This is a genomic window from Pseudomonas sp. Y3 TE3536 (assembly GCF_053629175.1).
Window position 1 is genome coordinate 1,270,329 of sequence record NZ_JBRJHU010000001.1, and the last position, 14,628, is coordinate 1,284,956.

Consider the following 14,628-nt stretch of genomic DNA (forward strand, 5'->3'; position numbering starts at 1 on the left):
GTAGACTCGATGCCTCGCCCCCGTGGCGGACCTGGATCAGCAGACAGGGCAACACTGAGCTGGCTAACCTGAACCCACTTTCAGAGGAGCCGGCACCATGCCTGCGACCCGTATCTGGTTGAAATCCCCCCTTGCCATCTTCACTGCCAACGGCGCCGACGCCCGTGGCGGGCTGGTCATCGAAGACGGCCGCATCACACAACTCCTGGCCCTTGGCGAAAGCCCCAGCCAACCGTGCGACCACGTGTTCGATGCCCGCGAACATGTGGTAACCCCCGGCCTGATCAACACCCATCACCACTTCTACCAGACGCTGACCCGCGCCTGGGCACCGGTGGTCAACCAACCGCTGTTCCCCTGGCTGAAGACGCTGTACCCGGTATGGGCACGCCTCACCCCCGCGAAGCTGGCGCTGGCCAGCCAGGTGGCACTGGCTGAACTGCTGCTGTCGGGCTGCACGACTGCGGCCGATCACCATTACCTGTTCCCGCAAGGCCTGGACAACGCCATCGACGTGCAAGTCGAAGTGGTGCGCAAGCTGGGCATGCGCGCGATGCTGACCCGCGGCTCCATGAGCCTTGGCGAAGACGACGGCGGCCTGCCACCCCAGCAAACGGTGCAACAGGGTGAAGTGATCCTGGCCGACAGCCAGCGGCTTATCCACAGCTACCACGAGCGCGGCGAAGGTGCGCAGATCCAGATTGCCCTGGCACCCTGCTCGCCCTTCTCGGTCACCCCGGAGATCATGCGGGCCAGTGCCACGCTGGCCGAGGAACTGGACGTGCGGCTGCACACGCACCTGGCAGAGACCCTTGATGAGGAAGACTTCTGCCTGCAGCGTTTCGGCCTGCGCACCGTGGACTACCTGGACAGCGTCGGCTGGCTCGGCCCACGCACTTGGCTGGCTCACGGCATCCACTTCAATGGCGACGAAATCGCCCGTCTGGGCGCGGCCGGCACCGGTATTTGCCACTGCCCGAGCTCGAACATGCGCCTGGCCTCGGGCATCTGCCCAACCGTCGACCTTGAAGCCGCCGGTGCCCCCGTGGGCCTGGGCGTTGACGGTTCGGCCTCCAACGACGCCTCCAACATGATCCTCGAAGCCCGCCAAGCGCTGTACCTGCAGCGCTTGCGCTATGGCGCCGAGCAGATCACCCCAGAGCGTGCCCTGGGTTGGGCCACCCGCGGCTCGGCGCGCCTGCTGGGGCGCCAGGACATCGGCGAGCTGGCCGTCGGCATGCAAGCCGACCTGGCGTTGTTCAAGCTCGACGAACTGCGCTTCTCTGGCAGCCATGACCCGCTGTCGGCGCTGCTGCTGTGCGGCGCCGACCGCGCCGACCGAGTCATGGTCGGTGGCCAGTGGCGGGTCATCGATGGGCAAATCGAAGGCCTGGATATCCAGGGCCTGATCGCCGATCACCGCCAGGCGGCCGCGCAGCTCATCGCCGGTTGAGGCAACACAGGGCCTGGCCGGGCGCAATGCCTGGCCAGGCCCTGTAGAATGGCGGCAACCGTACCTGATCGAGATAACCAACTATGTATGACTGGTTGAACGCCCTGCCCAAGGCCGAACTGCACCTGCACCTGGAGGGTTCGTTGGAGCCCGAGCTGCTGTTTGCCCTGGCCGAGCGCAACAAGATCGCCCTGCCTTGGGACGATGTCGAAACCTTGCGAAGCGCCTACGCCTTCAACAACCTGCAGGAATTTCTCGACCTTTATTACCAAGGCGCGGATGTCTTGCGTACCGAGCAAGACTTCTACGACCTGACCTGGGCTTACCTGCAACGGTGCAAGGCGCAGAACGTCATCCACACCGAACCCTTCTTCGACCCGCAAACCCACACAGACCGCGGTATCCCCTTCGAGGTGGTGCTCAACGGCATCAACCAAGCGCTCAAGGATGGCCGGGACCAACTGGGCATCAGCAGTGGCTTGATCCTGAGCTTCCTGCGCCACCTCAGCGAAGACGAAGCGCACAAGACCTTGGACCAGGCACTGCCGTTCCGCGATGCCTTCATTGCCGTAGGCTTGGACAGCTCCGAAATGGGCCACCCACCGAGCAAGTTCCAGCGTGTGTTCGACCGCGCCCGCAGCGAAGGCTTTGTCGCCGTTGCCCACGCCGGTGAAGAAGGCCCGCCTGAATACATCTGGGAAGCCCTGGACCTGCTGCACATCAAGCGTATCGACCACGGCGTACGCGCCATCGAAGACGAGCGCCTGATGCAACGCATCATCGACGAGCAGATCCCACTGACCGTCTGCCCGCTGTCGAACACCAAGCTCTGCGTGTTCGACCACATGAGCCAGCACAACATCCTGGACATGCTCGAGCGCGGGGTGAAGGTCACCGTCAACTCTGACGACCCGGCCTACTTCGGCGGCTACGTCACCGAAAACTTCCATGCCTTGCATACCCACCTGGGCATGACCGAAGACCAAGCGCGCCGCCTGGCGCAAAACAGCCTGGACGCGCGACTGGTCTGATCAGCCGTTGGCGTTGCGGTTACCCAACCTGCAACGTCTGCACGCGGGCAATGCGATTGATCTGCTGGATGCCCAGCGCCGAGATATGCAAAGCCCGCGTGTCCTCCGATTCGCGCATCCAACCCGACTGCAGAAACAGCCTGAACAAGGCCTGCCCCAGAACGCCGCCCAAGTGTGGCCCCTGGTTGTTCCAGTCAGTGCAACGGCAGATCACACACCCCCGTTGCTGGTGCGGCGCCAAGGCATCTATGTAGACGCCGACCCGCGCCAGCTCTGCCCGCCCTTGCTCACTGACCACCAGTTGCCGGTCAGTGCCCTCCAACCAGCCCGCCACCACCAGACGGTGATACAACTCCCCGGCCAGCTCGCCGCCGAGGTGGTCACCGCAGCGCCGCGCCCTGCGGATCGACATCGGCAACTGCAAGGCTGCCGCCTCGGGCTGGTCGTCTCTGGCGCTGCCCAACTGCACGCTGGCCAGTGCTTCCACCGCTGCCCCTACCTGAGGCGTGGCCAGGCGGAAGTAGCGTTTGCGGCCCCGCGCCTCATGCCGCAGCAAACCCGCCGAAGACAGCAACGAGAGGTGGGCGCAGGCTGAAGACGAGGTCAGCCCGGTCATCATCGCGAGCTCGTTCGCCAGCCGTGGGGTGCCGTCAATCAGCGCCCACAACATGGCGCTGCGCTTGGGGTCGGCCATCAGGCTGGCGATCTGGCTGATACTGCTGACTGCGTTCATGTCCCTGTAACTCCCTGCACGTTTTTATATGGATGCAATGGCCAACCCTGGCACTGGGATCGCCTGCCTGACAGTCGCCGGCCTTGAGAGGGAAACCCTGCTCGCTGGCATCGGCGCTGGTCGCCAGTATAAGCCGCAGAAACCCCCTCTCAGGGCGCTAGCCGCTTCAGCCCACCTGTCAGAAGTCCACTGGGTATACCTACCCATGAGAGATGATGTGTCTGTGCAGTGAGCCCGCCCAATGCCCCGCAGTTGAGCAGTGCCCCAGCACTCAGCGGGACAGAGGCAGGTCATGAGCACTATTCGCCCTGCGCAAGTTAGGACGCGACCGACAAGCAGCTTCCATAAATAGCGCAAACAAAAGCGAAGCTTCTACATGCCTCCAGGTATTACACCCGGCGCATGATGGTCAGGAGGGAAGAACAGGGGGAAATGACCGTCAGTCAGACCACGGATGCCGGTCATGGCAGGCACAGGGCACAGCGCTACACTTCTTCCGCTCACACCCCATTGGAGGTATGCCGCGATGAAAATTGTCGTCAGTGCGTCGAGCCGCAACCCCGTTTGCCCTTGGCAGGTTCAGCTCGACCAACACGTGGTGAGTTTCCGCAGCGAGGCCGAGGCGCGTGCCTTCGTCGCCACATTGGAAACCCGCCTGCAGGCGCCTCACCCGCTTATGCAGGACGCCTGGCCTGCAAACGCCGGGTCAGCAGCGCGACACTGACCACCAGCGCCCCGCACAGGCTGATCACCAGTGTCATCGGCACCGCACTGCCATCGTGCAACAGCCCGACCAACGCCGCCGCGCCTGCGGCGACGCTGAACTGCAGGCAGCCCATCAGCGCCGAGGCGCTGCCTGCGCGTGCGCCCTGCCCGCTCATGGCGCAGGCCGACGCATTGGGGATGATGCAACCCAGGCTGGCGATACACACGAACAACGGCACCAACAGCGGCCACAACTGGCTCGGCCGCAGTGCGGCGACGCCCAGCAATACCAAACCTGCAGCCAGGTACATCCACACAGCACGCACCAGCAGGAAGGCTGGGCCGCGCTTGGCCAGCAAACGGGCATTGACCTGCGCCACGAGGATAAAGCCCGCCGCGTTGGTGCCGAACAACCAGCCATAGTGCTCGGCAGGTACGCCATATAACTTGATGAAGACGAATGGCGACCCCGCGATGTAGGCAAACATACCGGCAATGGCAATACCACCGGTCAAGGCATGGCCAAGAAACACCCGGTCATTGAACAAACGCAGGTACTGGCGCAGCGCCCCGGACAGCGGCTGGCGCGGCATGTCCGCCGGCAGGCTTTCCGGCAGGCCCAGGCTGACCGCCAGCAGGCAGGCCGCGCTGAACAGGCTCAAGGCGAGGAAGATCGACTGCCAACCTGCCAGGTTCACCAACACCCCGCCAAGCATTGGCGCCAGGATCGGCGCTAGGCCCATCACCAGCATCAACTGCGAGAACACCTTGGCCGACGCCACCGGGTCGCACTTGTCACTGACGATCGCCCGCGACAGCACCATCCCGGCACAACCGCCCAGGGCCTGGACGAACCGCGCCAGGACCAGGGTGTCAAGGTTGGGGGCATAGGCACAGGCCAGCGACGCCAGGGTAAACAGCGCCACGCCGAACAACAGCGGCTTGCGCCGCCCGAAGCGGTCGGCCACCGGGCCATAGGCCAACTGGCCGATGGACAGGCCAAGGAAGTAGGCGGCCAAGGTGGCCTGGACGTGTTTTTCATCGGTGGCGAAAGCCTGCGCCATCGCCGGGAAGGCGGGCAGGTAAAAGTCGATCGCCAAAGGCCCGAACGCACTCAATGCGCCCAGGATGAGCACCATTCGCAGGTTCATCAGGAATCCATAGCAGGCTAAGCAAGTGCGTAAGTCTACCTGCTAAGGACTCGACCAGCATGAAAAGATTTGCAACAAAACCGGGGGCCTCATGCGCCCCCGGCGCAGGGCTTCACGCCAGCTCGGCCTGGTAGCCCTCGTCACGAATCGCGGTGAGGATCTGCTCCACCGCCATGGCACTCTGCACCCGCACCTGCTTGCCCGCCAGGTCGACCTCGACCTTGGCGTCGGCGTCCTGCCCCTGCACCGCACGGGTCACCGCTTTGACGCAATGGCCACAGGTCATGCCTTGTACATTGAACACTTGCATAGGGTTGCCTCCTTCAGGTTTTCACGCAGTTTCAAGCTTGCCATCGGGGCAAGGTCAAGCCCCTGCGCGCGTCCGGGCTGGAAATCCGCGCTCACGTCGGCCAAGCTGCGCCTTTGACGATCAGGCAAGCAGGAGATTCATCATGTTCAGGGCAGCATTGGGCGTCGTCGGGCTTTTGAGCGCGCTGGCTGCGGTGCCACCGGCCAACGCCGAAGGCAACTCGGACTACAGCGTACTGATCATTTCGCGGGAACGCCTGGAAGTAGCCACCAACTGCGAAATCGGCGTGTACCTCAACGATCAGCTCTCCGGGCGCGTATTCCAGGAGCAATCGACCGCCTTCAACCTGCCACCAGGCCTTGTGGATATACGCCTGCGCCTACTGCCAGGGCAGACCCCCGGTTGCGCCCCCGGTATCGAAGACCAGCGCAGCACACGTTTGAACCTGCAGGCGGGCCAGATCAACAAATACCGGATTGCCATGGGCCACAATGGGCTGGAATTGAAGCGCGCCGGCCTAGGCTATTGACCTTGCCTACGTGGCAAGGTTGATGCTGGAGGCCAATCCAAGGAGGACAGCCATGCCCGCATCCACCACCTTCGACCTGCCGATTTCCGGCATGACCTGCGCCAGCTGTGCTGGCCGGGTCGAGCGCGCCCTGCGCAAGGTCGACGGCGCTGAACAGGTCAGCGTCAACCTCGCCACCGAACAGGCCCGGGTCCAGGCCCCGGCCAGCAGCCTGCCGGCCTTGCTCGACGCCGTGCGTGAAGCCGGCTATGGCGTGCCCACCCGTACTGTCGAGTTGCAGATTGACGGCATGACCTGCGCCAGTTGCGTCGGCCGCGTCGAGCGCGCACTCGGCAAACTGCCTGGGGTCGAGCAGGTCAGCGTTAACCTGGCCAGCGAACGCGCGCACCTCGAGGTGCTCACGGCCCTCGACGACAGCCTGCTGATCGACGCCGTGCAAAAGGCCGGCTACAGCGCCAGCCTGCCGCACGCAGGCCACGATGATCAGCGCGATGCCCAGCGCCGCCTGCGCAACGAACGCCTGGCGGTCGGTGCCGCCTTGCTGCTGGCCCTGCCACTCGTCTTGCCCATGTTGGTTCAGCCCTTCGGCCTGCACTGGATGCTGCCCGCCTGGGCGCAGTTCCTGCTGGCTACGCCCGTACAGTTCATTCTCGGTGCACGCTTTTACGTGGCCGCCTATAAGGCCGTGCGTGCTGGCGCCGGCAACATGGACCTGCTGGTGGCCCTTGGCACCAGTGCCGGTTACGGCCTGAGCCTGTACCAATGGGCACAAGCCCCTGCCGGCATGGTTGCGCACCTGTATTTCGAAGCCTCGGCCGTGGTCATTGCCTTGGTCTTGCTGGGCAAGTACTTGGAGAGCCGCGCCAAACGCCAGACCGCCAGCGCCATTCGGGCCCTTGAAGCACTGCGCCCCGAACGCGCGGTGCGCGTGGTCGATGGCCGCGAAGAAGATGTGGCCATCGCCCAACTGCGTGTGGGTGACCTGGTCGTGGTCAAACCCGGTGAACGCTTCCCAGTCGATGGCGAAGTCGAGGAAGGCAGCAGCCATGCCGACGAGGCCTTGATCAGCGGCGAGAGCCTGCCAGTGCCCAAGCAGCCTGGCGACCCCGTCACCGGTGGCGCCATCAATGGTGAAGGGCGGCTGCTGGTGCGCACCCAGGCATTGGGTACCGAAACCGTGCTGGCCCGGATCATCCGCCTGGTCGAAGATGCCCAGGCGGCCAAGGCGCCCATCCAGAAGCTGGTGGACCGGGTCAGCCAGGTATTCGTCCCCGCCGTACTGGTGATCGCGCTGATCACGCTGATCGGCTGGTGGCTGGCCGGTGCCCCGCTGGAAACCGCGCTGATCAACGCGGTCGCCGTGTTGGTGATTGCCTGCCCCTGTGCACTCGGCCTGGCAACGCCAGCGGCGATCATGGCCGGCACCGGTGTCGCCGCCCGCCACGGCATCCTGATCAAGGACGCCGAAGCCCTGGAGCGTGCCCATGCGGTAAACCGGGTCGTGTTCGACAAGACCGGCACCCTGACGTCCGGCAGCCCACGCGTGGTCCACAGCCAGGCACTGGTCGGCACCACCGCCGACCTGCACCGCTTGGCCGGCGCCCTGCAGCGCGGCAGTGAGCACCCATTGGCCAAGGCCGTGCTGGAGGCGTGCGCCGAGCAGCAACTGGATGTGCCAACAGTCGTCGACAGCCAGTCGCTGACCGGGCGTGGCATCGCCGGGCGGGTTGATGGCCGTGACCTGGCCCTGGGTAATCGGCGCCTGCTCGAAGAGAGCACGCTGCAACCCGGCGGCCTGGCCGCCAAGGCCCACGCCTGGGAGGCTGAAGGGCGTACGCTGTCCTGGTTGATCGAGCGCGGCGCGCAACCTCGCGTGCTGGGCCTCTTCGCCTTCGGCGACAGCCTCAAGCCGGGCGCAAAGCAGGCTATCGATAGCCTGCACGCACAACACATCAGCAGCCACCTGCTGACCGGCGACAACCGCGGCAGCGCCAAGGTGGTTGCCGACGCCCTCGGGATCGACGACGTGCATGCCGAAGTGCTGCCTGCCGACAAGGCCGCCACCGTGACGGCACTGAAACAGGACGGCGTGGTGGCGATGGTTGGCGACGGCATCAACGATGCCCCGGCCCTGGCCGCTGCCGACATCGGCATCGCCATGGGCGGTGGCACCGACGTGGCCATGCAGGCCGCCGGCATCACCCTGATGCGCGGCGACCCACGCCTGGTACCCGCAGCCCTGGAGATCAGCCGCAAGACCTACGCGAAAATCCGCCAGAACCTGTTCTGGGCGTTCATCTATAACCTGGTCGGTATCCCCCTGGCCGCGCTGGGTTACCTCAACCCGGTACTCGCCGGCGCCGCCATGGCCCTGTCCAGCGTCAGCGTGGTCAGCAATGCGCTGTGGCTCAAGACCTGGAAACCCACCAGCAGCTCCCAGGAGGCCCCATGAACATCGGCCAGGCCGCCCGCCGCAGCGGGCTCAGCACCAAGATGATCCGTTACTACGAGTCCATCGGACTGCTCAAGCCAGCCACCCGCAGTGACAGCGGCTACCGCCTTTACCAGCCGGAAGACCTGCACAGCCTGGCCTTCATCAAGCGCTCCCGCGACCTGGGCTTTTCTCTGGAAGAGGTCGGCAAGTTGCTGACCCTCTGGCAAGACCGTAAACGGGCCAGTGCCGACGTCAAGGCGCTGGCCATGCAGCATATCGATGAGCTGAACCGGCGCATCGATGAGCTGGTGAGCCTGCGCGATACCCTCGGCGACCTGGTCTCCCACTGCCAGGGAGACGAGCGGCCGGATTGTCCGATCCTGAAGGATTTGGCAAACGGAAACGTTGGCGGATGTTGCCGCTGAGGCTCGCCACGACGCTTTGGTATGCCATATTCGCCTAAACACGACCGAATCATCGCCTAGTGCGACATTCCCTAATAAATACGGGCATTTGCCTTCATCTAATCCCGGACGCTGCCGATGCAGTAACTACCTGCCTCGTGTGTCGACAACAAAAAAATTCCGGGAGCGTCGATGAGCATCAAACAGAAACTGACCTGGGCATTCGCGGTCATCGCCGGCTTGCCCATCGTCCTCGTGGCCACCTTGGTGGTCCTCAACCTGCGCGGCGAAGCCCGCGACGGATTCCTCGACAGCAGCAGCCGGGAAATTCGCCAGGTCAGCAACGCGATGAACATCTTCTTCCAGGGCATCAACCAGAACGTCGAATACCTGGCCTCGCAACCCATGATTGCGGCCACGGGCAACAACCTGAACAAGTTCATGAGCGCCAACCCATCGTATGAGCTGGGCGAGCAGGACAAGCAGGTGCTCGAGTTCTTCACCCGCCTGGCCGATTCCCACCCAGGCTACGCCTACCTTTCCTACGGTGTCAGCGACGGCGGCTATGTCGGCTGGCCCGCGGGGCAGAAGTTCGTCAACTACGACCCCCGCCCTCGCCCGTGGTACCAGTTGGCCATGGCCAACCCTGGCAAAACCCTGCGTACCGGCGCCTATTACTGGGCCGCCGACGACGCCGTGCTGGTCAGCACCGTGCGCGCCGTGGCCAACCAGCTGGGTAACCCGGGTGGCGTGGTCAACATCGATGTGTCGCTCAAGGGCCTGACCCAGATCGTCCAGCAGATCAAGCTGGGTGAAAGCGGCTACCTGATGCTGGTGGAAAACAACGGCAACGTGATGGTCGACCCACGTGACGCCAGCCACAACTTCAAGCAGCTGGGCAGCTTCGGTAACGGCTATGCCGACCTGGCAAAGGCAGGTAAAGGGCTGGTCGAAGTCGAGCTCAATGGCGTGCGCTACATGGCCAACATCTACCCCGACGAGCAACTGGGCTGGACCTTCATCGGCCTGATCGAGCAAAGCGAAGTGATGCAGACCACCACCCGCCTGACGTGGTTGATCGGCACCATCGCACTGGTGCTGGCCGCGCTGTTCGCCGTGGTCGGTGCGGCGTTCGCCAAGCTGATCGTGCGCCCGATCAACAGCGTCACCAGCGGCCTGGAAGACATCGCCCAGGGCGAAGGCGACCTGACCCGCAACCTGGAAGTGCGCGGGCGCGACGAAACCGCCCAATTGGCCAGCTGGTTCAACCAGTTCCTCGGCGCGATCCGCAGCCTGATCCAGCACATCGGCTCTGCCGCCAGCAAGATCCTCAGCACCTCCACCAGCTCGACCCGGGTGTCCAGCGACATGGCCGAGGCGGCCGGGCGCCAGCGCGAAGCCGTGGACATGGTCTCTACCGCCTTCCACGAAATGGTCGCCACCGCCAACGAAGTCGCCCGCTCTTGCAGCCAGGCGGCGCAGTCGGCCGACAGTGGCCAGCAGCAAGCCCGTGAAGGCCAGCAGCAGATCGATGCAGCCGTGAACAGCGTCGACCGCCTGAGCCAGGAGATCGAGCAATCGGCCCAGTCGATTCAGCAGCTGGAACGCGACAGCAACGCCATCCAGTCGATCCTCGGCACCATTCGCTCGATTGCCGAGCAGACCAACCTGCTGGCCCTCAATGCCGCGATCGAGGCCGCCCGCGCCGGTGAACAGGGCCGTGGCTTCGCCGTGGTCGCCGATGAGGTGCGGGCGCTGGCCAAGCGTACCGCCGACTCCACCGCCGAGATCGATGGCCTGCTGGGCAACCTGGCCAGCCGCACCGCCGAGGTTGCCGAACAGATGCACGCCAGCCTGGAAGTGTCGCAGCAGTCGGTCAGCCGCATCGGCCTGGCCCGCGACAGCTTTGGCCAGATCCGTGAGTCGGTGGACGTGATTCGCGACATGAACACGCAGATCGCCACGGCAGCGGAAGAGCAGCATCAGGTGGCCGAGGACATCAACCGGCACATCAGCCAGATCCATGGCGATGCGCAACTGGTGGCCGAACTGGCCCAGGCTGCGCGCCAAGACTCCGAAAGCCTGGCAGGGTTGTCCAACGAGCTGGATTCGCTGGTACGACGCTTCCGCACCTGACAGCGCAAGCGACCTGTAGGAGCAGCCTTGTGCTGCGAAAAGGCCGGTAAAAACAGCATAGATTTTCGCTGCAATCACTGGCCTCTTCGCAGCACAAGGCTGCTCCTACAGTTTCAGTTCCCCTGGCGTCGCCCCAAACAACTGCTTGAACGCCGCGATGTAAGCCGAAGTCGAGTCATACCCACACCCCAACGCGGCCTCCGTTACATTCTCCCCCGCCTCCAGCAACGCCAGCGATGACAGCAGCCGCATGCGCTGACGCCAGTTGCGAAAGCTCAACCCCGTCTCACGCTGAAACAGCCGCATCAGCGTCTTCTCCGAACACTCCAGTTGCAGCGCCCATTGCTGCAAGGTCTGGGCTGTATCCGGTGCCGCGATCAGACCATTACACAACGCCAGCAACCCCGGATGACGCGGGAGGGGCAACGAGAACCCGACTTCCGGCAACGTGCGCAACTGGTCGAGCAGCACCGCGACCAATCGCGATTCGGCGCTGTCGGCTTCCGGGTAATCCGCCGGGAACAGGCAGAACTGCTTGATCAACTCCCGCGCCAGCGGCGTCACCTCCAGCACCCGGCAGTGCTCCGACGCCCACGGGCAGGCGTCGCGGCGCACGTACAGGCTGCGCATTTCGGCCTGCATCGACGTCACCACTTCGTGTTCGGCGTCCGCCGGGATCCACACACCCCACTGAGGGGGCGCGAAATAGCTGCCATCGCGGGTGTAGACGCCGAGAACGCCACTGATGGCGTAGGAAAACTGCACCCAGTCGTGCTGATGGCGAGTGGTCCAGGAGCCGGCCCCGAGGCTTTCGGCACGGGCATAAAGGGGCCTGGGCAGGTGGTCGAGCGCCGGGATAGCCCGGGGATGTCCGATGATCGGCATGGCAGTTTCTTGTAGTTCTGATCGGACAAGCCTACCAGTTGCGCGACATGACTGTGACACCTGCCCCGTCCTTCTTCGCGGAGGCCGCTACGCGGCCCCCCACCTGATCACCGTTCGACGATGACCGTCACCCCTTGCCCACCTGCCGCGCAAATCGATATCAAACCGCGGCCCTTCCCCGCCGTGGCCAGCAGTTTCGCCAGGTGGGCCAATATCCGCCCTCCGGTCGCGGCAAACGGATGCCCCGCCGCCAGCGAGCTGCCTTTGACGTTGAGCTTACTGCGGTCGATTGCCCCAAGCGGTGCGTCCAGCCCCAGGCGATCACGGCAGTAGTCCGCGTCCTCCCAGGCCTTGAGGGTGCACAACACCTGGGCGGCGAAGGCTTCGTGAATCTCGTAGTAGTCGAAATCCTGCAGGCTCAACCCATTGCGCGCCAACAGGCGCGGCACTGCGTACACCGGCGCCATCAACAACCCTTCACGGCCCGTGACGAAATCAACCGCTGCGGTCTCGCCGTCAACCAGGTAGGCCAGCACCGGAAGCCCCTGTGCCTGCGCCCATTCCTCCGTGCCCAACAGCACCAGCGATGCGCCATCGGTCAAAGGGGTGGAATTGCCTGCGGTAAGCGTGCCCTGGCCACTGCGGTCGAATGCCGGTTTGAGCTTGGCCAGTTGCTCCAAGGTCAGGTCCGGTCGCAGGTTGTTGTCACGGCTAAGCGCCAGGAAGGGCGTGAGCAGATCATCCTGCCAGCCTTCGGCATAGGAGGCCGCAAGCCGCTGATGGCTAAGCAAGGTCAGTGCATCCTGCTCGGCGCGGTCGATCCGCCAGGCCTGCGCCATGCGCTCGCAATGCTCGCCCATCGACAGGCCTGTGCGCGGTTCGCCATTGCGCGGCAACTCAGGCTTCAGGTGACCGGGGCGCAACTTCAGGAACGGCTTCAGCCGTTCACCCAGGCTTTTGCCGCGGTTGGCCTCCAGCAGTATGTGGCGCAACCCTTCGTTAACGGCAATCGGCGCATCGGAGGTGGTGTCGACACCGCCCGCGATGCCGCTGTCAATCTGCCCAAGGGCAATCTTGTTGGCCACCAGCAAGGCCGCCTCCAGCCCCGTACCACAGGCCTGCTGGATGTCGTAGGCCGGCGTGCGCGGCGACAAACGCGAACCGAGCACGCATTCGCGGGTCAGGTTCATGTCACGGGAGTGCTTCAGCACCGCGCCCGCCACCACTTCGCCCAGCTGCAGCCCATGCAAGCGGTAACGCTCGATCAGGCCCTCCAGGGCGACGGTCAGCATCGCCTGGTTGCTGGCGGTGGCGTAGGCACCATTGGAACGGGCGAATGGGATTCGGTTGCCGCCAATGATCGCGACCCGGCGAGGTGAACGCATGCGCATGTTCCTCCTGAAACAATTTAAACCGTACAGCCTAGGTGTTTTTACCGCATTCGAACGACCTTGCCACAAAGTTGGTCCACACTTTCAAGCTTGCCTTCAGGGAGACCCACTCATGAGCGATCGCTACCTCGGCTTTGCCAACTCCAACCTCGGCCGCCGCCTTGTGGATGCCCTCGGCCTGCCACACCCGGCCCCGCTGGAGCGCTGGCAGGCAGGCCGCCTGCGCCCGGTAGAGGGTGCCCTGGTACTGGGTGGCGGGCCACTGACGCGCCAGGTCGAGGCCATCGCCCCACGCCTCACCGACGAACTCTACAGCTTCAATGCCGAAGGGTTACAGGCGCCGGCCTGGGTTGCAGGGCTTGGGCCGAAGCTCAAAGCCGTGGTGTTCGATGCCACTCACCTGTCCGACAGCGATGAATTGAAGCAGTTGCGCGAATTTTTCCAGCCGTTGCTGCGCAGCCTGGCGCCCTGCGCCCACGTGGTGATCCTCGGGCGCGCGCCAGAAGGCCTCGACGACCCACTGGCCAGTGTCACGCAACGGGCGCTCGAAGGGTTCAGCCGCTCGCTGGCCAAAGAGCTGCGCAACGGCGCGACCGCACAGTTGCTGTATATCGGCCAAGGTGCTGAAGACCAGTTGGAAGGTGCCCTGCGCTTCTTCCTTTCGCCCAAGAGCGCGTTCATTTCTGGCCAGGTGCTGCGCCTTGAAGCCTGCGCCAGCCAGGTCGAGGACTGGACGCGCCCGCTTGGCGGCCGACGTGCCCTGGTGACTGGCGCTGCACGCGGTATCGGCGCGGCGATTGCCGAAACCCTGGCGCGGGACGGCGCCGAGGTGCTGCTGCTGGATGTGCCGCAAGCCCGGCAAGACCTCGAAGCCCTCGCCGCGCGGCTGGGCGGCAAGGCACTGGCGCTGGACATCTGCGCCAATGACGCCGCAGCGCAGTTGCTCGAAGCGCTGCCCGGGGGTATCGACATCGTGGTGCACAACGCCGGCATCACCCGCGACAAGACCCTGGCCAACATGACCCCCGAATATTGGGATGCGGTGATGGCCGTGAACCTCAAGGCACCGCAGGTACTCACCCAGGCACTGTTTGACGCAGGCGCGCTCGGCGAGAACGCACGCATCACGCTGCTGGCGTCGGTCAGCGGCATTGCCGGTAACCGCGGGCAGGCCAACTATGCGGCGAGCAAGGCCGGCTTGATCGGCTTCGCTCAGGCCTGGGCGGCAAAACTCGCAGTGCAGGGTGCCAGCATCAATGCCGTGGCCCCCGGCTTCATCGAAACGCACATGACCGCCGCCATGCCCATGGGGCTGCGCGAGGCCGGGCGCCGCTTGAGCTCACTGGGCCAAGGCGGGCGGCCACAAGACGTCGCCGAGGCCATTGCCTGGCTCAGCCAACCCGGCTCCGGCGCGGTCAATGGCCAGGTGCTGCGGGTCTGTGGCCAAGCGCTGATGGGGGCCTGAC

13 protein-coding genes and 1 pseudogene are annotated in these 14,628 nt (G+C 64.6%); 9 read left to right on the forward strand and 5 right to left on the reverse strand.

Features of this window, described 5'->3' with window-relative positions:
• Positions 1-97 precede the first annotated feature (97 nt).
• The gene (locus tag AB7M33_RS05760) at positions 98-1,453 is read left to right on the forward strand and encodes an 8-oxoguanine deaminase (RefSeq protein WP_454242560.1); all 1,356 of its coding nucleotides are present in this window, start codon (positions 98-100) and stop codon (positions 1,451-1,453) included.
• An 83-nt stretch (positions 1,454-1,536) separates the two neighbouring features.
• Positions 1,537-2,484: an adenosine deaminase gene (locus tag AB7M33_RS05765; RefSeq protein ID WP_027594981.1), complete on the forward strand. Its 948-nt coding sequence runs from the start codon at positions 1,537-1,539 to the stop codon at positions 2,482-2,484.
• A gap of 19 nt (positions 2,485-2,503) precedes the next feature.
• Here the strand turns inward: AB7M33_RS05765 and AB7M33_RS05770 are convergent, their stop codons facing one another.
• Positions 2,504-3,217: an ArsR/SmtB family transcription factor gene (locus AB7M33_RS05770; RefSeq protein ID WP_274886874.1), complete on the reverse strand. Its 714-nt coding sequence runs from the start codon at positions 3,215-3,217 to the stop codon at positions 2,504-2,506.
• 526 nt (positions 3,218-3,743) lie between these two features.
• Between AB7M33_RS05770 and AB7M33_RS05775 the strand changes: the two genes are divergently transcribed.
• Positions 3,744-3,941 carry a hypothetical protein gene (locus AB7M33_RS05775; protein ID WP_081717509.1) on the forward strand — a complete coding sequence of 66 codons (198 nt, stop codon included), beginning with the start codon at positions 3,744-3,746 and terminating at the stop codon, positions 3,939-3,941.
• Here AB7M33_RS05775 and AB7M33_RS05780 read toward each other — a convergent pair.
• The gene (locus AB7M33_RS05780) at positions 3,892-5,073 is read right to left on the reverse strand and encodes a multidrug effflux MFS transporter (RefSeq protein WP_099452812.1); all 1,182 of its coding nucleotides are present in this window, start codon (positions 5,071-5,073) and stop codon (positions 3,892-3,894) included. The genes AB7M33_RS05775 and AB7M33_RS05780 overlap by 50 nt on opposite strands.
• Positions 5,074-5,185: 112 nt before the next feature.
• Entirely contained in the window at positions 5,186-5,383 is a 198-nt protein-coding gene (locus tag AB7M33_RS05785; protein WP_027594977.1) for a heavy-metal-associated domain-containing protein, read from the reverse strand.
• Between the two features lie 142 nt (positions 5,384-5,525).
• On the opposite strand from AB7M33_RS05785, the gene AB7M33_RS05790 reads away from it, so the two are divergent.
• The 5 genes and pseudogenes from AB7M33_RS05790 (at position 5,526) to AB7M33_RS05810 (ending at position 10,886) form a co-directional block, all read left to right on the forward strand.
• A complete protein-coding gene (locus tag AB7M33_RS05790) occupies positions 5,526-5,912 on the forward strand; it encodes a hypothetical protein (protein ID WP_265969666.1) in 387 nt (128 codons plus the stop codon).
• Positions 5,913-5,964: 52 nt separating this feature from the next.
• On the forward strand, positions 5,965-8,364 hold the full coding sequence (locus AB7M33_RS05795; protein WP_454242561.1) for a heavy metal translocating P-type ATPase: 2,400 nt from the start codon (positions 5,965-5,967) through the stop codon (positions 8,362-8,364).
• On the forward strand, positions 8,361-8,771 hold the full coding sequence (cueR, locus tag AB7M33_RS05800) for a Cu(I)-responsive transcriptional regulator (protein WP_454242562.1): 411 nt from the start codon (positions 8,361-8,363) through the stop codon (positions 8,769-8,771). The genes AB7M33_RS05795 and cueR overlap by 4 nt, the downstream gene beginning before the upstream one ends.
• 327 nt (positions 8,772-9,098) lie before the next feature.
• Positions 9,099-10,028 (forward strand): annotated as a pseudogene (locus AB7M33_RS05805) (HAMP domain-containing protein); the annotation flags it as partial.
• 129 nt (positions 10,029-10,157) lie between these two features.
• Entirely contained in the window at positions 10,158-10,886 is a 729-nt protein-coding gene (locus AB7M33_RS05810) for a methyl-accepting chemotaxis protein (protein WP_371918165.1), read from the forward strand.
• 105 nt (positions 10,887-10,991) lie between these two features.
• Here AB7M33_RS05810 and AB7M33_RS05815 read toward each other — a convergent pair whose 3' ends face one another.
• On the reverse strand, positions 10,992-11,771 hold the full coding sequence (locus AB7M33_RS05815; RefSeq protein ID WP_274886872.1) for an AraC family transcriptional regulator: 780 nt from the start codon (positions 11,769-11,771) through the stop codon (positions 10,992-10,994).
• Between the two features lie 107 nt (positions 11,772-11,878).
• On the reverse strand, positions 11,879-13,156 hold the full coding sequence (locus AB7M33_RS05820) for an acetyl-CoA C-acetyltransferase (protein WP_265969663.1): 1,278 nt from the start codon (positions 13,154-13,156) through the stop codon (positions 11,879-11,881).
• A 118-nt stretch (positions 13,157-13,274) separates the two neighbouring features.
• On the opposite strand from AB7M33_RS05820, the gene AB7M33_RS05825 reads away from it, so the two are divergent.
• Positions 13,275-14,627, forward strand: coding sequence for a 3-oxoacyl-ACP reductase (locus AB7M33_RS05825; protein WP_454242563.1), 1,353 nt, complete (start codon positions 13,275-13,277; stop codon positions 14,625-14,627).
• Position 14,628 lies beyond the last annotated feature (1 nt).